Source organism: Neobacillus sp. PS2-9 (assembly GCF_030915525.1).
Classification (GTDB): domain Bacteria; phylum Bacillota; class Bacilli; order Bacillales; family Cytobacillaceae; genus Neobacillus.
On sequence record NZ_CP133269.1, the window covers coordinates 3,348,778 to 3,369,192 of the forward strand.

Genomic DNA, 20,415 nt, shown 5'->3' on the forward strand with positions numbered 1-20,415 from the left:
AAAAAAACAGGAGAGCGCAAATATTTTTCAATTGGCTCTTCTGTTTTCAAACAATTAATTTTGAATTACCATTTTTTTAGCCCTAATAGTTTCTCACCTAATTCTGTAAGTACCGCTCGATCATATTTTACTTGTTCCCAATTACGCGGATCCCCTGGGAAAGCGAATCCCTCAGGCTTAATTCTTTCACTCCAAGATTGGATTCTTGTTTCTCTTAAGCCCTCATTATTTTCTTGCGCTGGGAACATAGAAATATATTGTGCAATTCGTGCCTTTTCAGAGTAGTTAGGGCGAATACCATGTGGCTGCATGCTATTAAAGATGAGTAAATCTCCAGCTTTGGTCACCACTTTTGTTGGAGTAAATCCTGTAGTGTCTGGCTTATAAGGATCTCTATCGGCAGGCTGTGTTTTTACCCAATCATCAAAAGTGCTATAAAGTTCAGGAATACACTGGAATCCGCCCATATCTACATCCGTATCGACCAGGGATAGAACCCCTTGTACATTAACCGGGATTGGATCTAAGGAAGTATCTACATCCCAATGAATGAATCCTTTATATTCATGGCCTGGTTTCATGGGAAGGTTTAAATTACAGCGGTCAATACTTACCCATAGCTTTTCAGTACCCCAAATATCAACAAAAGCATTGTAGATCTTCTCATACATACGGTTATCCCATAAATACTGATGGTTATATAATTCAACCATTCCAGTGTTCATCAGCTCTTTCATTGCCATTTCACGGCGGGGAGCTGTGTACCATGTGGAGGAATCATTAGGGTCCTTTTCTTCAAATTCCCAAATTAACTTTACTAAACGTTCAATATGATCTTGTGGAATCGCATTACGAACAACAACATAGCCGTTTTCCTTCCAGAACTTCCAATCCTCTTCACTTAATACTCTTAACGGTTCGTTGTTCTTGCGTTCATTTAAGGGAATCTCTATTTCAAGGATATTATTTAACTTTTTTTCTGCTGTCATTTTGTACTGCCTCCTTAATTATCTTTGATATATTAATAAGCAAAGCTTACTTGCTAGTGAATTTATCCAAATTTTCTTTTGTTACTAGTTGGAAAGGGATCATATTGTCTTTGTCTACTTTTTCACCCTTCGCTGCTTTTTTTGCCACCTCAACTGCCATTTTTCCTTGTGCATCTACATCCTGAAAAACAGTTGCTGAAAGTTCTCCTGATTTAACTGAATTCAAAGCATCTGGGATCGCATCAATTCCGATTACCTTGATATTTTTCAGTTTCCCTGCTGCACTCAGTGCTTTTATGGCACCCAATGCCATTTCATCATTTTGCGCAACGATTGCATCAAGCTTCTGTGATTGAAGCCAGTTTTCTGTTAACGATAGGGCCTCTTCACGCGACCAGTTGGCTGTTTGTTCCGCAGCAACTTTTATATTTGGGAAGTCTTTTAACACTTTTTCATTTCCTTCCGTTCGGTTTACTTCAGCTGAATTGCCATTAGGTCCATGGATAATGCCAATCTTTCCTTTTCCACCTAACAAGTCTGCGATATGCTTCATCTCAATTTTTCCAGCTTCGACATCGTCAGACCCCACATGTGCTGTTGCTTTGTCTTCATTGGAGACTACTGCGAGCACAGTAATAATCGGAATATTTGCTGCGACAGCCTGCTCAACAACTGGAGCACTCCCATCCTTGTCTGCCGGATTTAAGATAATAGCATCCACTTTCTGATTGATAAGATTTTCGACTTGACTAATTTGATTTTCTGCTTTACCTTCTCCATCCGATTCAATTAATTGGACATCAGCAGATTTTGCATATTTTCGAATGGAATCTTGTAAATTAACAATATATTCATTTTGCAAATTCTGGTACAAGACACCTATTTTGAGCTTTCCTTTTGCAGTTCCACTTGCTTTCTCTTCTGCTTTTCCTGAACATCCACTTAATATCCCTAGAACGATTAATAGGGCTGCTGCTAATACCTTCCACTTTTTCATACACTCACTCCTTATATTTTTTATTGGTGATTCTTTTTATCAAGTAGAACCGCAATGACAATGATGGCTCCTTTTAATATTTGTTGATAGTAGGAAGAAACATTTAATAGATCTAGACCATTGTTCATTACTCCAATAATCAACACTCCAATCAGTGTTCCAAGTAAGCTCCCTACTCCGCCAAATAAACTAGTTCCTCCAATGACTACAGCTGCAATAGCATCAAGCTCATACCCCTGGCCGAGAACAGGTGATCCTGACATAATTCTTGAGGAAAGAACCATCCCCCCGATTCCAGCTAATAATCCGGATATAGCGTAGACTCCAATTTTGACAGAGCTGGTGTGAATGCCTGATAGTTTAGCAGATTGTTCATTTCCGCCTGTTGCAAACACATGTCTACCGAAAACAGTAAAATTGAGAATAAATATTCCTACTAAAACAATGACCAAGAAAGCAACTACAGGAATAGGAAATCCTAAGATATAGCCGCTGCCAATATTGTTATAACTACTGCTTAAACCAATAACAGGGCGACCATCCGTATAGACCATAGCTAGTCCTCTAGCTGCAGTCATCATTCCTAAAGTCGCAATAAAAGGTGCAACCTTCCACCTAGCAACTAAAACACCATTAATTAGTCCACAAGCTAATCCGACAGTAATTCCGATGATAATTGGGATAAAAATCGAATAACTGCTGTCTGCTTTAGCAAAGCTTGCAGCAACAACGGCTGAAAGAGCCATAATGGATCCGACAGAAAGGTCAATCCCCCCAGTAATGATCACGAAGGACATACCAATTGCTACAATGCCAATGATCGAGACTTGCCGCAAAATATTGATTATATTGGTAGATGTTAAAAACGATTCAGATGTAATAGATAAGATGATAAACAAGATGGCAAAAGCAATATATATCCCATATTTCGCAAAGAGCTTTCCTGTCCCCCCCGTTTTTATTACCGTTTGTGAATTTACTAAATCCATTAGACTAAATTTCGCTACTTCTTCTTTTTGAGGGTTCATCCGATTTTTTCTCCTTTCTGAATACCTGCACAACATGCCATCACTTTTTCCTGGTCAAACTCCTCTCTGGTAAACTCTCCAGTTAATTTGCCTTCACTCATGACAATAATCCGGTCACAAATACCAAACAATTCAGGCATCTCTGAGGAAATCACAATCACGGATTTACCCATACTTGCAAAATCGTAGATAATTTTATAGATTTCTGCTTTTGCACCAATATCGATTCCTCTAGTAGGCTCATCTAGAATTAAGATGTCAGGATGATTTAATAGCCATTTAGCAATAACAATTTTTTGCTGATTACCCCCACTTAAATTTTTCACTAACATGTTACGATTTGGTGTTTTAATCTTTAAAGAAGTTATTTGCTGGTCTACTGCACTATTTTCTTTTTTTCGAGAGATGATATTTTTAAAGGAAGTAAACTTCTTTAAATTAACCAAACTGATGTTGTCTCTAACTGAACCTGTTAAATTTAAGCCTGTTTGTTTTCTATCCTCAGTTACTAAGGCGATTCCATTTTTTATTGCATGCTTAGGGTGTTTATGTAGCACCTTTTTTTGATTGATATAGATTTCACCACTGTGGGGAGGATTCACACCGAAAATACTTTCGACCACTTCGGTTCTCCCTGCACCTACCAGTCCTGCAATTCCAATCACCTCCCCTTGATGGACGGAAAACGAGATATTTTCAAAGTAGCTCTTTCTTGTAAGATTTTTTACCTCCATGAAGACGTTTTTAGTTTTCGTTGTTTTTGTTTGATACACTTCTTTAAGCTCTCTACCGACCATTAAGGAAATAAGTAAATCTTGATTTAACTCTGCTGCTTTTTTACTGTCGATATAACAACCATCCCTTAATACAGTTATTTCATCTGCAATTTTAAAAATCTCATCCATTTTGTGAGAGATATAAATAATAGACTTGCCTTGAGAGGTTAGCATTTTAATAATTTCAAACAGTTTTTCCACTTCTCTATCCGTGATTGCAGAAGTTGGTTCATCCATCACGATAATATCCGCTTGATTCGAAACCGCTTTCACAATTTCGACCATTTGTTTATCTGATACAGAAAGGGAAGACATTTTTTTATCTGGGTCCAATTCAATTTTCAATTGCTGAAATAGCTTTAGTGCTCTCTCTCTTTGATCCTTCTTCTTGATTACCTTACTCATTCCGAAGGTAGGTTCTCTGCCAAGAAAAATATTATCTGAAACAGTCATCTCAGATACAAAACTTAACTCTTGATGGATCATACTAACCCCACTGCGTAAAGCATCACGAGGATTATTAAGCTCTACTTTCTCCCCTTTTAGAAATAGTTCACCTTTATCTGGTTTATAGATACCGGCAAGTATTTTCATTAGTGTAGATTTCCCTGCTCCATTTTCTCCCATGAGTGCATGAACAGTTCCTTTTTTCACATAAAGGGAAACCTCATCAAGTGCTCTCACACCTGGAAATGATTTTGAAATCCTTTTCATTTCGAGAGCGTACTCCTTCTTCTCTTCCAACTGAATGTTCACCCCTTCTTATCAAAATCTGATTAGTTAGAATATTACTATCGCCATAGTGTTAATACAATTAACTATCGTGCTAAGCTTGAAATAAAAACTATAATATCTTGCTATTCACATTGTTGTTACATGTTAATTTTCCAACTAGTCCATTAGTAACAATTCAAAAAATAAAGGTAAAACATCAAATAACAGGTATTTTAATTAACATTTTTGTTATAAAATGAAAAAAAGACATCAAAATTCTACATATCTTGAAAATTGGTAATCTAAAAGATGTTGTTTTTCTTCAGAAAAAAACTTTAATATCTTGCGGTAGGCGAATTATACTGCTAAAGCAACTAAATGGAGGATGAGATGATGGGGAACTCTATTAACAAGGTTTTCAACGAGGAATATGTAGATTCACCTTTAAAATTTAATAATCCCCCTGTCCTTGCCTACTCTGGGCAAGTTGGCGGTAATCCGAATTGGAATTTTCCGAGTCACAAACATGATGATTTAAGTGAAATTATTTATATTTGCGAGGGAGAAGGAAACTTTATTATCGATAATAAAAGTTATACTGCAAGAGAAGGCGATATACTCATCTACAATTCGGGAGTCATCCATGAAGAATACTCGAATCCAACAAACCCGCTCAAGACCTTTTTTTGCGGTGTCTCCAATCTTGCTATTGATCAGTTAAAAGATCTTGATATTATCCCTTCAAATCTAGAACCAGTAATTCAAAAAAATGAATATTCAGAGCAAATCGGAACCTATTTAGCACATATATTTGAAGAATCATCCCTGCAAGCTGCAGGTTATGAAATCATTTGCCAAGGCTTATTGACCTCTTCTATTGCATTAATTCATAGAGCTATTAAGCTGCAACATTGTAAAAGCGAAACAAAGGAAGCCCATACCCTTGCCCATCGCATAAAAGAATTTATTGATAAGAATTATAAAAAAAATATTAAGCTTGAGGACATAGCAGATGAATTATTTATTAATAAATACTACCTATCACATGTTTTTAAGGAACAAATGCAATTGACTCCAATCAATTACTTAATTAATCGAAGAATGGGAGAAGCCAAAAACTTGTTAGTATCAACGGAGTTAAAAATTGGGGAAATAGCAAGAATAACGGGGTACGATAATCCAAACTATTTTACGCTTTTATTTAAAAAGATGACAGGCGAAACACCTAAACAATTTAAGGAAAGCCATCGAAAAAATCTATATTATCATAATAATTAACACTGAAAAAAGAGGAGAACCATTAATTAAAATAGTTCTCCTCTTTCAATTATTAAAGGATGAGCTTAGGTTCTTTAAGGTATGAATTCTTGCCGTTAGAAGGAATACATCTTCGTAATTATTTTGTACGTATTCATCGATAATGCTCATCCCTTGACGAAACTGTTCAAGAAGATAATAGGTGTACTTCCCGTCCCAGTCGAACTGATTGATTCTAAATAGTTCATCAGAAATAATTTGAAACTTATACTCCTCTGTTAGAAGTTTAATTTGATACAATTTATCCGCTTGCACCCTGAAATTATTTTTATTTTCATGTTTCTGCTTAAGAAACTTTATAAAGCTATTGATATTTTCAGCAAGAAGAATTGCTTTATTCCTCTCGTGTATCATCTCTTCCTCTCCTCTCTGTCGAAAACTAGACCTTTATGAAAAGTGTATGTCCTGAACCCTTTTTCTAACACTCTATGTCTATCTAAAATAATCTAGACTAGTGTAATAACCCTTGCCATTTTCTATTATTTTCATATTTTATAGTAGGTCCTATTGGAAAGGGGGGGAATGTCAGGATGGATTTAACCTATGAGCATGCTCAACAATTAAAGCTAGTTGGAAAACTGGTACGTTTTCGCAATGCTAATGGCGAATGGGTTGTAGGTAAAGTGACAAAGATAAAGCAAGATGGACTAGAAATAGAGGAATTTGGTAACCACAGCTCCAGTGACGGCTATGGATTTGGTTTCTTTGGCCCTGCGCGTTTTTTTGGATGCCATTGCTTTGTACCTTTTGTAAATGTATCTCTTTTCAGTTTCTTTTTCTTTTAATTGGAAGAGATTTAATAATTGTTTAATAGGTTTCATTTTGGAGTACACAGGGAATGTATAGGATAGAAACATTGATTCACTGTTATACTTCCAAAATAGGAGTGATAGGCATGGACAAGCAATTAAATGAACAGACAATTGAAAATCAGATTTACAAAAACGGTGATTCCCTAACCAGCTTTGATGATTTCAGGGAATTTCTAAGCGGGAAGGTTCAATTAGGTGAAAGACTAGGATTGGACGAAGAACAATTAGCCAACTCTGCACAAAAAGTTGCTGATTACCTAGCTGCAAAAGAATCACCTAAGAATTCCGAGGAGAGATTATTACAAGAGTTATGGAGGGTTGGTACCGAGGAAGAGCAGCATAAGCTGGCACATATGCTTGTCCGTTTAGTTCAGCAGTCTTAAACACATGAAGAAAATAAAACTGGCTTGGTTTTACTAAAAAAACCAAGCCTTTTTTTGTAAAAATCAAAGTACTAATAGATATTGAAGTTGATTCGGTGAAATTGGTGTAATGGCCATTATACGATAACCGATGCTTAGCAATTGCGATAAAGTTTCTGCACAATTGGGCCGAGGATGCTCGATTGGTGCGTGAAAACTTTTATAAAGATTTATGAATTGATTATCTGTTGTACAATGAAGCAATATAACATGTCTACCGGTCCATGGTTGACCGATGATTGGTTGTGGATGCAGTTCCCTCATATTGAACACCCTCATTAATTGATACAATAGACTATGAGAAACCACTCGTCCATTGTTCTTGAGGAATAACTATGATTGAATCTTCTTTATGATCCCTTGATAATTTTCTTCACTTATAATTCCTAACCATTTACACAGGAAGGAATTTACTAAAATTTTCTTCTTCATCCGTCTAGTTATATACATACGAACAACTCCGCTTTTTCTACATTATATTCTTTATGTTCAAAAAAGTTTCCTTCATCCAAAAAAATTACTTAAATCAAACAAATGGACAAAAAGAAGATAGCCTCCTCATGTATAGGAAACATTTTCTAGCAGGACAAGCATAAGATTGAATAACAAACTTTTGCTGAAGGGAATGCTTCTCGTGACTACTAGTAAATCCAGATTAACTGCTTCAATGTATGCAACGATGTCGATTAGTTTTTGGGGAGTTTCATTTGTATCTACCAAGGCTGTTTTAGGAAAGCTTGACCCCTATTCGTTGCTTGTCCTTCGTTTTGGAATAGGAGCCTTATTTTTGCTGTTGTTGTTACTTGTGCTGCGGACCCGGATATTCATTTCTTTAAAACATTTGCCCCATTTAATGATACTTGGCATTCTAGGAGTGTTTGTTCATCAGGTGCTTCAAGCAACAGCGTTGTTAACGATTGATGCTTCCTCTGCTGGATGGCTCATTTCCTTTTCACCTATCTTTACAGTCATCCTCTCTCTTCTCTTTTTACATGAAAAAATAAGCTTCACAAAGGTCGCAGGGATGGTCCTTGCGATTACTGGTGTTTTGCTAGTCACTTCGACAAGAAGCGGACACTCCTTCCAAATAGCTATGAATATTGGCTTTTTTCTCATGATACTTAGCACGCTAAATTGGGCTGTTTATTCGGTGCTGTTAAGAACCTTAAAACTCCCTTACCCTCCTCTTTTGGTGACTTTTTATATGAGTTTACTTGGCCTAATCCTCACAACCCCTTTTATCATAAGGAATAGAGGATGGGAATCCCTTTCCCTTTTGACCCATACAGAATGGGCTCATTTGTTGTTTCTCGGCATTTTTGTTTCAGGCATCGCATATTGGTATTGGGGAAAGGCACTTGAAGTGCTGGAGGCTTCAAAGGTATCTATGTTTCTCTACTTAGAGCCAATCACAACCTTAATTGCTGCGGTTCTACTTTTACAGGAGAAAATTTTACTCATAAGTGTTGCTGGAGGAATCATAATTATTATTGGAGTCATTATTGTTAATGGACATCTGATGCCTATGTTGTTCAACTTCTTTAAGAAAAAACGACTATAGGAGGAGTAATACTTCATGACTTTTACAAATAGGATTAAGATTATTTTAGATCCTTTAAAAAAACCATCAAAGGACGAATTAAAAGAGGCTCTATTAAAACTTGATATAAAAATCGATGATCTTGCTAGCTTGCCAGAACCATCAAAGGGTAAACCGTACAATCGAAGGCTTCTTTATAAAAATGATGAAGTTGAACTGCTTGTAATGAATTGGTCGCAATTAGAGTGTGCCCCACATGACCATGGCCATTCCCACGGTTGGATCCAAGTCCTGTCCGGTACCTCGCTTAATTCGGTTTATGAGGTAAAAGGCAACGGCTTGCCTACCGAATTGTTTCATCAATACCATCATCAAGGAAAATATTTCTATGCACCGAAGAAAGCTATTCATAAAATGCAAGCTTCCCATAAGTCCGATTTAGTCACTCTCCACCTATACTCCCCTCCCATCAAAGGTATGATTGTCTACGACCTACAAAAATGTGCGGCCTGTGTGGTATCCGATGATTGCGGAGCATGGTGGCCTGATGAGCAATATCAGAAGGTGAAAGAGATACAGCTTAAGAGGGTTGGAATTATTGAAGAATAATAGTTTACTTAAAAAAATCCCTCTGCAATTATTGTAAAGGGATTTTTACTTTATTTATCTATTGTAAATTAATTACTGGGCCATTCACTTGCTGATAAGGGACGTACTCTAGTTGAAACTGCGCATTCATTGGCAATTCATAAGCAAGTGTGCCCGTGACACTACTGCCAGGATCTAGTTCACCAGATGAGAGGGTTGTATCAATATCGATCATCAAGAACGGCTGCATATATATGTTCCCTTTGCTATCCTTAACATTGAAGAAATGGGGTGCAAACCGCACCTTCTCTTTTCCTGTATTTTTCAGTTCAACTGTAATGATGAAAAATTCATTTCCTGCCTTAGGTTTTTCTTCAGAGGTTCCTTTTGATTTTTCTACCTTTGTTACCGTTAGTGTCGAATCTGTTAGTTTAATTTCTTCCCCTACTGCATGTGGTTTCTGTTTCACTGGGCTTGAAGTTTCTTGTGCTAGTGGCGAAGTGGAAACAACTGGCTTAGTGGATGTAGATTTCTTATTGGCACTAGCCGCCTCCGGAATTTTGGCCTTCCCACCTGGTTCATAAACAGTCACTAAACATATAAAAATAACCACTAACCCCCAAATCAAACCCTTCCTGCTAAAAAACTTTCTCTTAGATTCTTTACCAACAACCTCCGAAAATCCATGTGGTTGTTGTTCTTTTTTCACGAATTCAAAAAGATGCTTTTCTGGTTGAATGGGTGAAGAAATAATTGCATCCTTCTTTTTCTTGTTTAGGACAAGCGTTCCATTCATCTGTTCTTCCAATTCTTTTCTCATCATGTTCACAATTAAGATAACAACGAAAAAGCCTAAAATTGGGGCAAAAATCATCCATGGTGCTCTCATAAAGTCATGAAAATTCTGGCCAATTAAACCAGCCCACTCATTGGTTAAAGACGCTGCCTTCGGCGGTTCTTCATACCCAAACGTTCCTCCAATTGTCTGACCGCCAAGAAAAAAAGAAAAAACACCTAAATGCATCGTGATCTGGAGGGCGCTTAATAACTGTTGGAAGGTAAATAAAACCCCATACGAGCGAAAATAGGGCATCAAATGTTTTCGGATTATATGAAACCTACTAGCCCCCATTAAATACGAACTCTTCACAAAGGATGTTCTAACCAATTCATCTGTAATATCTGATGCAAAAGTAGTAACCGACGGGAAACCAAGAAAGACTAGCATTAAAATCTGATAAGTAACAACCGAGGACATGGGACTTTCAAACGATCCATGCACTGGCAACATTAAAACAATTCCTAAGAATATAGTCGGAATATATCTAAAGATAACGAAAAAGTCCTTAAAATACTTTTTCAAATAAGGGGCATAAATGGATAAGAAAACACCCATTGCCCCTCCAAATAGGACTCTCAAGAGGGCAACAACAAGTGCTGTAACTAACGTGTATTTTGCACCATACAACATAAGCAAATGCATATCCTGTCCGTTACGGTCCGTTCCCATGATATGTCCAAACGATGGTGGAAACGGGGCTCTCCCAAGCACATTGCCCTCTTCATCGGAAACTAAGATTTGTTTATTAAAATCCATTGGTCCGTAAAGTGGATATAAATAACTTGCTAGAAAAAGAAGGAGGAGGAGAGCTATTCCTATAATCGTTTTTTTATACTTCCTCATAAACTAACACTCTCCTTCCCTTTAAAAAACGTGAGCACCAAGAGACTTATGGCTTCTATAATTAAAAGAGGCAATGTAAACAGTAGTAGACATATTACTAGTAATAAAAACTCGCCCATTCCCATTGCGATTGGAAAAGTTTTCGTGAAACCATTGATGTTAAACATGAACTCCAAAAGATAAAGATTGGAGAGAATAATCCAAATGCTTGTTCTCAACTGAATGATAAATAGTGGGAAGATGTTACGAATCATATGTACAATTAAAATCCTACTTTTCCTAATTCCTTTTGCCTTAAGGTATAAAACATAGTCCCTAGACTCTTCCCCCTCTAAGGCCTTAATTAGAAATTGCATAAAAAACAGGGTTGGGAGGAAACCGATTGTTACGATGGGCACAAAATAAGGCTTGTGACCAAAGATGCCATATAGCTGCAAAAATTTAAGTCCAGTAGTTTTATAGAGAGTTATTACGAAAAACATAAATAGAAAAATAATGAGTAAATCAGGAACGGACTCAAAAAAATTAATAACTTTCTTAAACATGTTTCCTATTTTTTTTGGTGCCAATTGGACCATAATCGCTCCTAGCATGCCAACGATGATAACCACCAATATGGAAGCAAATACAATGGTCATCGAATAACGATAGCTTTCAGCCATATTTATTTGTTCAATTAAACCTATGAATTGAGGATCTTTTATTTGAGTCAATTTGTGAATATTAATTTCAACAAATTCCCTAAACGGTTTAAAGTTGATTGTTAGTGTTTTTCCTATTCCAATTAATGTAGGTAGTGCAAAAACAAACAGGATTCCTGAAATCATGAGAATAATCCTTAGGGGCAGATCCAAATATTTTTTCATTTTTTACCTCTCTTACATTTATATTGTCCGATATAGATAACTCTAAAGGAATTAGACGTGTCTGAACTGGTTTTTTGTTCACATTTTTGTAAAAAAAGTAAAATTATTTACAAAAATTAATCATTTCAAAAAAAGCTTGCCGATTAGTCTATTCAACGACTTAATCAGCAAGCTTTTTCTATCATTAAAAATATAATAATGCCACTTTTTCTTTTGCTTCTAAGTTTTGAATCATTGAGTACCAAGATTCTGGTTTATTAGATAAGACGGTATAATAGCGTTTCAAAAATTTCACTATTAAATCTGATTGCAGCTCATTCAATTCTCCATCCATTGGGAGGAAACATAGATCTAGACCTGTGACAGCTTCCCCATCATTGTTCCAGGACGGGTGAACATATGGAAAATCCAAACGTTTGTATCCAAGGTGTGCCAGCACTTCACGACGAACATAAGGATCCATCGGCTTAACACCGCCAAATTCATAGTGCTCTACACGATATGGATCATAGATTTCAGCAAACATACCCATCAGTTTCTTCCCATTCGCTGCTGCTAATTCATTCAGGTCTTCTAGTCTTTTATTCGCTAAAAAGGGACCTATGCCCAAGCCTGCTTGGCCAATAATTGTAAAATCCGTCATTGCTACATTAAAATCTTCATAATAACGGTACTCAGTTGCGCCCACTACTTTTCCTTCATGAACAGCGACAAAAACACGGATACCTGGATCTTCTAACGGTTCTTTCCAAAGATCAAATTCTAGTACTTCTTCTGGGGGGAACACATCTTGCATTAATTGATGCATTTGTTTAAATAACGGATCGTTGATATTGGTTATTCTACTATATTCCATTGGATCATCCCCTTTTCTTTATTTTGAATGGGAAAACGGATTTTTCCATTCCATTAGAGTCCCATAATTATAGGATTCTTCATCTTCTAAATAGTTTGCTACTACCCTTACAGGGGTACGACCGCAACGGAGGAGAAAAGTAATAACTGGATCCTTTAATTCTCCTTTTACCACCGCATCGATATATTGTTCTGGTGTCATATCATTCGCATGTTTGTGATACCCCGGCATTCTTCCTCCACCAAGCAATCTGTTCAATCCCAAATGAACAACTACATCATACATTGAAAACATTAGCCACTTGCCTAACCCTAATTTTCGAAATGCAGGTCGGACACCAATATCGACTACGTAAAGAGTATTTCCATTTGGGTTGTGGTTACGAATATAGCCATTATCCGTTATTTCCTCCCAGGAATGCTCTGGATGTTGAGGATCAAAGTCCACTAGCAATCCAGTCATAGATCCAGCGATTTCACCATTCACTTCAATACATAAAGCTCCTTGCGGAAAAAGTGTCACATGGTTTTTTAGTTGCTCTTCATTCCACCACAATTCAGATGGAAATGGAGGAGGAAAACTTTCCTGTTGAATACGTATTAAATCAGGAAAGTCCTTTTCTTCATAATTTCGGATGACAACTGGAACAGGTTTGTCTTGGTCGAAAACGAAAAATTCTTTTCGATACATGAGGATTCCCCCATTTCATTGTATAAATCCTCTTATTTTGTTTCCCAATCTGGGTAAAGATCTGTGCGTCGGTCACGCCATGTGGTAACCGATCCTTTTTCACGTACTTGATATAATAGCTCTAAATTCAAGTCAGCTGTAACGATCATATCCTGATTAATCTCACCTTCCACCAAAATCCCTTTTGGCGGGAATGGAATGTCATTTGGTGTGATGACGACTGCCTGGCCAAAATTGGCACGCATGAAATCAACTGTTGGCAGCGAGCCGATCGTACCAGTAGTGACAACATAGACTTGATTTTCGATGGCTCTTGCATGACTTGTGTAACGAACACGGTGAAAGCCGTGGCGATCGTCAGTACATGATGGACAGAAAATAACATCTGCCCCTTTCGCCTTTGCTATACGAACGATTTCCGGAAATTCAATGTCATAACAAGTTAACATAGCAATGGTACCTTTTTCTGTCTCGAATACCTCAAGGCCCTCACCTGGACTCATATTCCACTCATTAACTTCTGTTGGAGTAATATGCAGTTTTGCTTGTTCTACCACTCTTCCATCTGGATAAAACATATGTGCAACGTTATAAAGGCGATCACCTTTACGGATCACGTGTGTTCCACCTATAATGTGCATCTTATATTGTTTGGCCAGTTCAATAAATAATGACCGGTACTGATCGGTATAATCAGGTAGTTCTTGGATGGTTAATGCTTCCCCTTTATCGTTGCCTATTGACATAAGCTGTGTAGTAAAAAATTCAGGGAAAATGATAAAATCGGATCCAAATTCTTCTGCTGTTTTGATATAATGCTCCACCTGGTCTGCAAACTCTTTAAAAGAGCTAATGGTATGAAGATAATACTGAACGGCTGATACTCTCATTTGCATACAATCCCCTTCTTTCTATTTGTAATAATCATTTAATCCTATTATTAGCGAAATGAAAAATTTGAACAAGTACGCACTTTTTCATTACATAGTGTAAAAAACTATACTGTAAAATTTATATAGTTTCCCCTACCTTATTTTATTAGTATAAAATAATCTTTTCTTTTTCATACTAAAAAGAAGAATTACCATTACACTTTTTCTAAAGTGAACAAATGGGAGCTTATATCAGTGGGGGATGCTTATGTTTTGGAAAAAGGGTAAAAGCATTGCTAATGATAGTAGTGACGCACAACAACCTGTGCAAAGGAAGATATCACTAGACTCTCTAAAACAGGTTTTAGACAATATGGACGATGTAGAGATAATCGAACGCACTACACTTAACGATCAAAAAGTTGTCTTAATCTATTTAAAAACCTTAATTGACCAGGAACGTTTGAATGAATTGATAATAGAACCTGTTATCCAATGTCCACATGCCATGATTTACGAAAGCATAGCCACACCTAAAGTATTGAAGATCCAATCACTTGAAGAGGCACAGAAATTACTCCTCACCGGTGCTGTACTTCTGAATGATTGTATCCAAGAACAATGGTTGGTCATTCCTCTTCCTAACGAATTAAGTAGGGGGATTCAAACCTCTGAAACAGAAACAATTTTATACGGTGCAAAAGATAGTTTCACTGAACAATTAGAACCAAATATCACCCTCATACGCAGAAGACTTCCTATTACTGAATTAAAAACAGAGAAATATAAAGTAGGTTCATTAAGTGAAACAACTGTTGTCCTAATGTACATAGACGGGTTGACCAATCCTGAATATATATCAATAGCAAGAAAGAAAATCTCTGAAATTAACTTTGATTTATTTTTCGATTCATCCCAGGTAGCGGCATTTATGGAGGAACATCATCACAGTATTTTTCCACAATTCCAACAAACTGACCGCCCAGATGTTTGTGCTTATTCCTTAGGGCTCGGTAAATTAACTATCTTGGTAGAGAACACACCGTTTGTATTAATTGCACCAATCACCTTTTTTCACCTTTTCCAATCTCCTGAGGATTATATTAATCGTTGGCCGGTTGCAAGTTTTTTAAGAGTTATTCGATATTTTAGCTTTTTTCTGTCCGTCACACTGATACCATTTTATGTTGCATTAACAACCCACCATTATCAAATGATTCCCTTACAAATACTATTTGTTTTAGTGGAATCTAGAAGTAAACTACCTTTTACACCATTTTGGGAAGCATTAGTGATGTTAACTATTCTTGAAATCATAAAAGAAGCGAGTTTACGGATGCCGACCAAATCAAGTCAAACCTTAGGGGTGATTGGTGGTATAGTTATCGGTCAAGCAGCGGTTCAAGCGGGTTTTGCGAGCAAAGTATTAATTGTATTAGTTTGTATTTCAACCATCTCCTCATTTTTAGTACCAAACTATTTGATGACGAAGGCAAATACACTCATTCAATTTGGTTTTCTTCTCCTTTCATCCTTTTTTGGTGTTTTTGGCATTGCCATGGGAGCAATTGCCATTTTAGCACATCTAAATGGTCTTACTTCCTTAAAACAACCCTATTTTTCACCAATCGCTCCATTTTACTGGAAGGACTGGATCGATCTCTTTATTAGAGGGCCTTTAATAAACATGAAATCCCGTCCGGATCATTTACACCCTTTACAGAAATGGAGATACAAACGAAGGATGTGATTCAAAGTTGACCACATTTTCCTTATTTGATAAATCATCTAAATTTGACGGAATCTATGCCTTTTTCATCGTGAACCGTTTCCAAATGCTTTACCTATTTTTTTTAATGCCTACCTACTTATTACATCCGTTTATGATTTGGGGCATTGTTGCAATGGCAATCTTTTCCCAACTCAATATAAAGCTGTTATGCAAATGGCTAGAATCAAATTATGCTAAAAAGGGATATCAAGGTTTTGTAGAGCTTTTTGGTGTTCGAATGGTAAGGCTTTTGACTTTTATAGGCCTAATATTGATACTAATTAAAATAACTGTGATCACACTCGGATACTTAGAAGTCATTCATGATTTTATTTTCCCATCAATGAATTCAAATTGGATTATTTTTTTCATTCTTCTTACGAGCTCCTATGTTGCTTCACTAGGAATGAAAAATACCATACGGTTTGTGGTAATTGTTTTTTTATGTGTTTTTTGGATAATTTTTTTATATTTTCCCTTTTTTATTCCACCAATCGCTGCATTACATGATTTGTATCCCTTGATACCAACAAATTGGACAACTGATTCATGGAAAGGATTGTTACTCATTTGGTCTTCATATTCAGGACCAGAGTATTTAATCTGTTTAATTCCTTGGATCAAACCACAACAAAAAATGAGTAAATATTTAACTTATGCGAATGCTCTTTCTACTTCAGAGTATTTGCTATTGTTTATTGCGAGTTTATTCTTTTTCGGTTCAAATTATTTAAGTAAAAGTAAATACCCTATTATTCATATGATTCGATACTTACAATCTCCCATGTTTGAACGACTGGATATTATCCTGATTTCACTTCATATGTTTGTATTGGTGTTTGCTATATCCATTTTCATGTTATGTATATATGGGGCTACAAGAATCATCCTAAAAAAAACAAGTACCCAACCTTCACGTATGGGTTTTGCTGTCACTTGTATTATGTTATTTCTCTGCTTTGTAATTGTGAATAATTGGATTTGGTCCATTGAAACCGAACAGAATTTTCTCCTGAATATTCAAATTTGGTTAAGTGGAATAACTTACTTTATCGTCCCAACATTCTTGCTCCTATTGACAAAGCTAAAAGGGCGTGTAAAAGCATGAGACGCAAGAAAATGCTTTTAGTTTGGGGAATCTTTGTTTCATTAGTCATGATTCCAGGATGTGCCCCATTTGTTGAGAACAACACAATTGAAGATATTGCCCCTGTCACTTTTTGGTCAATTAGTAAAGGCGAAAAAGGAAAAATAAAAATGAGTACATTAGTCCCTCCATTAGTAAATGAGCCAAAAAGCTTATTAACACTAGATGTTGATCTCCTTAAACAGGGAGGAAAAGACTTTAATTTAAGATATTATCGTGAATTGAAGGTTGGACAACTCCGTTTGTTTTTAATTCATGAGGAATTAGCGAAACAAGGGATTTTTCAGTTGATTAACACGCTATTGACAGACTATGATGTTTCGCAACGAATGTATTTAGTAATCGTTAAAGGTAATTTTGACGAATATATTAACAGACAAGCAAAGAAGCAAGAAAACCTTGATTATTATCTATATCGGATGCTAAAACACTATGAGAGGAAAAAACAAGGTGAAATGACCATTGTCAATTTGCATGAATATAAAAATAAGCTGTTTTCACCATTTTCAGATCCCGTTCTTCCTGTTTTCACAGTAGCGAAAGATAACTTTACTTACGAGGGGACTGCTTTTTTTAGCAATGATAAATTAATAGAAACGGTCACAAGTACCGAAGATCAAATATTTCAACTTCTTGACAATGATCACTATTTGAAGTTTTTTCCAATACCAAAATTAGATGTGGTTATTGGACGACTACGCTCAAGAGTAAATGTGGATTTAGATAAAAATCTTTCCCTAGTTACAATAAACGTGAAACTAAATGGAAGAATTGAGGAATATCAAGGTAATAAAAATATCCTTAACGGAAATGAACTGATGCAGCTTCAGAAGGAAATTGAAACTGAATTAGAAATGAAAACTACGGACCTCATAAAAAAAATGCAAGAGCTTAAGGTGGATCCTCTTCAAATCGGGACACATACCCTTAGCCCCTTTTCCAAACCCATCAGCGAAAAGGTATGGTTAGCCGCTTGGGGAAAAATGAAAATAAAAGTTAATTATCAGCTTTATTTTGAGGCATTACAAAATACTAAAAATAATTATTAAATTATCATGAAAAGAGGTTGACCCCCTTGGCCGGAGTCAACCTTAGATTACCAGTTAAGATTTACCTAATCGACTCTTGTCTAACTAAAGGATTCAACCCAGCAGTTTCCATATAATCTTTTCCCCAGTTATACATAGCATCGAGAATCGGCATCAAGCTTCTTCCTTGTTCAGTAAGGGAGTATTCTACTTTTGGAGGAACCACGGGATAGACTTCGCGATTTACAATCAAGTCTTCTTCCAGTTCTCGCAATTGATTAACTAGCATTCTCTGCGTGATCCCTGGCATAAGAGCTTTCAGTTCACCAAATCGCTTCGTTCCCTCTTTTCCTAGATGCCATAGTATAAGCATCTTCCATTTACCACCGATAACGGAAAGAGTTAATTCTTTTTCACAATTAAACATCTTATCCTGCATTCGCGACATTTCACATCACCTCCATATTTATTATACCCCACAGTATACTTTTTTCACTATACAAAATAAAAGTCTGTACTTGTAATATACTCCCATACATTATATATTAGCAGTGAATATATAATTCTAATCTGCTTTTCAAGAAAGGAGTTAAAGAATGATGGAACAATTTAAAGCATTGATGGTAGATAAAAATGAAAACGATTTTTCTGTTCAACTCAAAAATATTACCTTAAATGAGTTACCTCAAGGTGATGTTTTAATCAAGGTTTCTTATTCTGCGATTAACTATAAAGACGGTTTAGCTAGTATTCCGAATGGAAAAATCATCACAAACTATCCCTTTATTCCAGGTATTGATTTAGCAGGGGTAGTCGTATCCTCTCAAGACCCACGTTTCCGTGAAGGGGACGAAGTCATTGCAACAAGCTATGAAATTGGTGTTTCCCATTATGGTGGTTATAGTGAATTTGCCCGAATTCCTGGTGATTGGATTGTCCCATTACCAAAAAATTTAACGTTGAAAGAATCAATGATTTTGGGGACAGCAGGTATTACTGCAGCCCTCTCCATTCAAAGGTTAGAAGATAACGGTTTAACACCAGAAAAAGGAAAAGTTCTTGTTACAGGAGCAACAGGCGGTGTAGGTAGTTTAGCTGTTTCCATGCTTTCAAAAAGAGGATACGAAGTAGTCGCTAGTACTGGTAAAAATTCTGAGCATACTTTTTTAAATAAGATCGGTGCAAAAGAGATTATCTCTCGTGAAGATGTCTTTAACGGTAAAATCAAGCCCCTTGATAAACAAATTTGGGCTGCGGCGGTTGATCCAGTAGGGGGAGAGACACTTGCATCCATCTTAAGTAAAATCCAATACAATGGTTCTGTTACGGTCAGTGGTTTAACTGGTGGAGGAAGCGTTCCTACCTCCGTGTTTCCGTTTATTTTACGTGGCATAAACCTTCTCGGTATTGATTCTGTTTATTGTCCAATGGATGTTCGGCAAGAACTATGGAATCGCATGGCAACCGATTTAAAACCTTCTACTCTTTCTGAAATTATACAGAAAGAAATTACACTTGAAGAATTACCTGAAAACTTGCCTACTATTTTAAAAGGACAAGCAAGAGGTAGAATCATAGTAAAGATTTAATAAAACAATAGAGAGGGACCCAAAGTCTCTCTCTAAAGGAAATTACTTTCTTAACATGACAACATTTTTTTCTAGATCCAGAGTGATAACTAAGTCAGTCATTCCAACAAACAACCCATTTTCAACGACTCCCGGTATCATGTTAAGCATTCGTTCTAACGTCTCAGGCTGAACGTGCTCAGGAATTCGGCAGTCAAAAATATAGTTTCCATTATCAGTAATAAACGGAGTTTCACCGTTTAATCGAATTTCCGGGACTAAACCAATGGCTCTAATATATTTTTCCGTCATTTCATAACCGAACGTAATAACTTCTACAGGCAATCGAAACGCACCTAATTTCTCTACCACTTTAGATGAATCAGCTACAACAATAAATGTTTTAGCTGCTCTCGCAATGATTTTTTCTCTTAAAAGTGCGCCGCCTCCACCTTTGATCAGTTCCAATTCTGGATTGACTTCATCTGCTCCATCAATAGCAATATCTATACTATCTATTTCATTGAAGCTTGTAAGTGGAATGCCTAATTCTTTGGCAAGTTCTTCCGTTTGAACAGAAGTTGGAATAGCTTTAATGGAAAGGCCTTCATTCACTAGCTGACCAAGCTTTTGTATGGTATAAAAAACTGTCGAACCCGTACCAAGCCCCACAACCATGCCATCTTTAACAAACTCTGCTGCTTTTTCACCGACTATTTTTTTATCAACAATTTTGACACCCATCAAAAC

At 36.5% G+C, this 20,415-nt stretch carries 22 protein-coding genes; 9 read left to right on the forward strand and 13 right to left on the reverse strand.

Going from position 1 to position 20,415, the window contains the following annotated elements; all coding sequences use genetic code 11:
• Positions 1 to 65: 65 nt before the first annotated feature.
• The 4 genes from RCG25_RS16845 to RCG25_RS16860 are packed head-to-tail and all read right to left on the reverse strand — an operon-like array spanning position 66 to position 4,504.
• Entirely contained in the window at positions 66 to 989 is a 924-nt protein-coding gene (locus RCG25_RS16845) for a phytanoyl-CoA dioxygenase family protein (RefSeq protein WP_308079981.1), read from the reverse strand.
• Positions 990 to 1,035: 46 nt separating this feature from the next.
• Positions 1,036 to 1,986, reverse strand: a complete 951-nt coding sequence (locus tag RCG25_RS16850; RefSeq protein ID WP_308079982.1) for a substrate-binding domain-containing protein — start codon at positions 1,984 to 1,986, stop codon at positions 1,036 to 1,038.
• A 20-nt stretch (positions 1,987 to 2,006) separates the two neighbouring features.
• Positions 2,007 to 3,014, reverse strand: a complete 1,008-nt coding sequence (locus tag RCG25_RS16855) for an ABC transporter permease (RefSeq protein ID WP_308079983.1) — start codon at positions 3,012 to 3,014, stop codon at positions 2,007 to 2,009.
• Positions 3,011 to 4,504 carry a sugar ABC transporter ATP-binding protein gene (locus RCG25_RS16860; RefSeq protein ID WP_308079984.1) on the reverse strand — a complete coding sequence of 498 codons (1,494 nt, stop codon included), beginning with the start codon at positions 4,502 to 4,504 and terminating at the stop codon, positions 3,011 to 3,013. The genes RCG25_RS16855 and RCG25_RS16860 overlap by 4 nt, the downstream gene beginning before the upstream one ends.
• A 390-nt stretch (positions 4,505 to 4,894) precedes the next feature.
• Here RCG25_RS16860 and RCG25_RS16865 point away from each other — a divergent pair, with 390 nt between their 5' ends.
• Positions 4,895 to 5,782, forward strand: a complete 888-nt coding sequence (locus RCG25_RS16865; protein WP_308079985.1) for an AraC family transcriptional regulator — start codon at positions 4,895 to 4,897, stop codon at positions 5,780 to 5,782.
• 45 nt (positions 5,783 to 5,827) lie between these two features.
• Here the strand turns inward: RCG25_RS16865 and RCG25_RS16870 are convergent, their stop codons facing one another.
• The gene (locus RCG25_RS16870; RefSeq protein WP_308079986.1) at positions 5,828 to 6,175 is read right to left on the reverse strand and encodes a hypothetical protein; all 348 of its coding nucleotides are present in this window, start codon (positions 6,173 to 6,175) and stop codon (positions 5,828 to 5,830) included.
• A 176-nt stretch (positions 6,176 to 6,351) separates the two neighbouring features.
• Here RCG25_RS16870 and RCG25_RS16875 point away from each other — a divergent pair, with 176 nt between their 5' ends.
• Both RCG25_RS16875 and RCG25_RS16880 read left to right on the forward strand, forming a co-directional pair.
• Positions 6,352 to 6,606: a hypothetical protein gene (locus RCG25_RS16875; RefSeq protein ID WP_308079987.1), complete on the forward strand. Its 255-nt coding sequence runs from the start codon at positions 6,352 to 6,354 to the stop codon at positions 6,604 to 6,606.
• A 110-nt stretch (positions 6,607 to 6,716) separates the two neighbouring features.
• The gene (locus RCG25_RS16880) at positions 6,717 to 7,016 is read left to right on the forward strand and encodes a DUF3243 domain-containing protein (RefSeq protein WP_308079988.1); all 300 of its coding nucleotides are present in this window, start codon (positions 6,717 to 6,719) and stop codon (positions 7,014 to 7,016) included.
• A gap of 63 nt (positions 7,017 to 7,079) precedes the next feature.
• Here the strand turns inward: RCG25_RS16880 and RCG25_RS16885 are convergent, their stop codons facing one another.
• On the reverse strand, positions 7,080 to 7,319 hold the full coding sequence (locus tag RCG25_RS16885) for a hypothetical protein (RefSeq protein ID WP_308079989.1): 240 nt from the start codon (positions 7,317 to 7,319) through the stop codon (positions 7,080 to 7,082).
• A 361-nt stretch (positions 7,320 to 7,680) separates the two neighbouring features.
• On the opposite strand from RCG25_RS16885, the gene RCG25_RS16890 reads away from it, so the two are divergent.
• Together RCG25_RS16890 and RCG25_RS16895 are read left to right on the forward strand one after the other, a co-directional pair.
• Positions 7,681 to 8,616 (forward strand): DMT family transporter, encoded by a 936-nt coding sequence (locus RCG25_RS16890; protein WP_308084206.1) that lies wholly within the window; start codon positions 7,681 to 7,683, stop codon positions 8,614 to 8,616.
• A gap of 15 nt (positions 8,617 to 8,631) precedes the next feature.
• A complete protein-coding gene (locus RCG25_RS16895) occupies positions 8,632 to 9,204 on the forward strand; it encodes a cysteine dioxygenase (RefSeq protein ID WP_308079990.1) in 573 nt (190 codons plus the stop codon).
• A gap of 58 nt (positions 9,205 to 9,262) precedes the next feature.
• Here the strand turns inward: RCG25_RS16895 and RCG25_RS16900 are convergent, their stop codons facing one another.
• The 5 genes from RCG25_RS16900 to RCG25_RS16920 form a co-directional block, all read right to left on the reverse strand.
• Positions 9,263 to 10,867 (reverse strand): DUF4352 domain-containing protein, encoded by a 1,605-nt coding sequence (locus RCG25_RS16900; RefSeq protein ID WP_308079991.1) that lies wholly within the window; start codon positions 10,865 to 10,867, stop codon positions 9,263 to 9,265.
• Positions 10,864 to 11,733, reverse strand: coding sequence for an ABC transporter permease subunit (locus RCG25_RS16905; protein ID WP_308079992.1), 870 nt, complete (start codon positions 11,731 to 11,733; stop codon positions 10,864 to 10,866). The genes RCG25_RS16900 and RCG25_RS16905 overlap by 4 nt, the downstream gene beginning before the upstream one ends.
• 184 nt (positions 11,734 to 11,917) lie before the next feature.
• The gene (locus RCG25_RS16910; protein ID WP_308079993.1) at positions 11,918 to 12,589 is read right to left on the reverse strand and encodes a GNAT family N-acetyltransferase; all 672 of its coding nucleotides are present in this window, start codon (positions 12,587 to 12,589) and stop codon (positions 11,918 to 11,920) included.
• 18 nt (positions 12,590 to 12,607) lie between these two features.
• Complete coding sequence (locus RCG25_RS16915; protein WP_308079994.1) at positions 12,608 to 13,279, reverse strand: GNAT family N-acetyltransferase; 672 nt, start codon at positions 13,277 to 13,279, stop codon at positions 12,608 to 12,610.
• A gap of 32 nt (positions 13,280 to 13,311) precedes the next feature.
• Positions 13,312 to 14,175, reverse strand: a complete 864-nt coding sequence (locus RCG25_RS16920; RefSeq protein ID WP_308079995.1) for a carbon-nitrogen hydrolase family protein — start codon at positions 14,173 to 14,175, stop codon at positions 13,312 to 13,314.
• A gap of 244 nt (positions 14,176 to 14,419) precedes the next feature.
• Here RCG25_RS16920 and RCG25_RS16925 point away from each other — a divergent pair, with 244 nt between their 5' ends.
• The 3 genes from RCG25_RS16925 to RCG25_RS16935 are packed head-to-tail and all read left to right on the forward strand — an operon-like array spanning position 14,420 to position 18,118.
• The gene (locus tag RCG25_RS16925; protein WP_308079996.1) at positions 14,420 to 15,901 is read left to right on the forward strand and encodes a spore germination protein; all 1,482 of its coding nucleotides are present in this window, start codon (positions 14,420 to 14,422) and stop codon (positions 15,899 to 15,901) included.
• Positions 15,902 to 15,908: 7 nt separating this feature from the next.
• Positions 15,909 to 17,030 carry a GerAB/ArcD/ProY family transporter gene (locus RCG25_RS16930; protein ID WP_308079997.1) on the forward strand — a complete coding sequence of 374 codons (1,122 nt, stop codon included), beginning with the start codon at positions 15,909 to 15,911 and terminating at the stop codon, positions 17,028 to 17,030.
• A complete protein-coding gene (locus tag RCG25_RS16935) occupies positions 17,027 to 18,118 on the forward strand; it encodes a Ger(x)C family spore germination protein (protein WP_308079998.1) in 1,092 nt (363 codons plus the stop codon). The genes RCG25_RS16930 and RCG25_RS16935 overlap by 4 nt, the downstream gene beginning before the upstream one ends.
• A 61-nt stretch (positions 18,119 to 18,179) precedes the next feature.
• Here RCG25_RS16935 and RCG25_RS16940 read toward each other — a convergent pair whose 3' ends face one another.
• Positions 18,180 to 18,545: a transcriptional activator HxlR gene (locus RCG25_RS16940; RefSeq protein WP_133370871.1), complete on the reverse strand. Its 366-nt coding sequence runs from the start codon at positions 18,543 to 18,545 to the stop codon at positions 18,180 to 18,182.
• A 148-nt stretch (positions 18,546 to 18,693) separates the two neighbouring features.
• Here RCG25_RS16940 and RCG25_RS16945 point away from each other — a divergent pair, with 148 nt between their 5' ends.
• On the forward strand, positions 18,694 to 19,686 hold the full coding sequence (locus RCG25_RS16945; RefSeq protein ID WP_374121005.1) for an NADPH:quinone oxidoreductase family protein: 993 nt from the start codon (positions 18,694 to 18,696) through the stop codon (positions 19,684 to 19,686).
• A gap of 42 nt (positions 19,687 to 19,728) precedes the next feature.
• Here RCG25_RS16945 and rpiA read toward each other — a convergent pair whose 3' ends face one another.
• Positions 19,729 to 20,397, reverse strand: a complete 669-nt coding sequence (gene rpiA / locus RCG25_RS16950; RefSeq protein WP_308084208.1) for a ribose-5-phosphate isomerase RpiA — start codon at positions 20,395 to 20,397, stop codon at positions 19,729 to 19,731.
• Positions 20,398 to 20,415 lie beyond the last annotated feature (18 nt).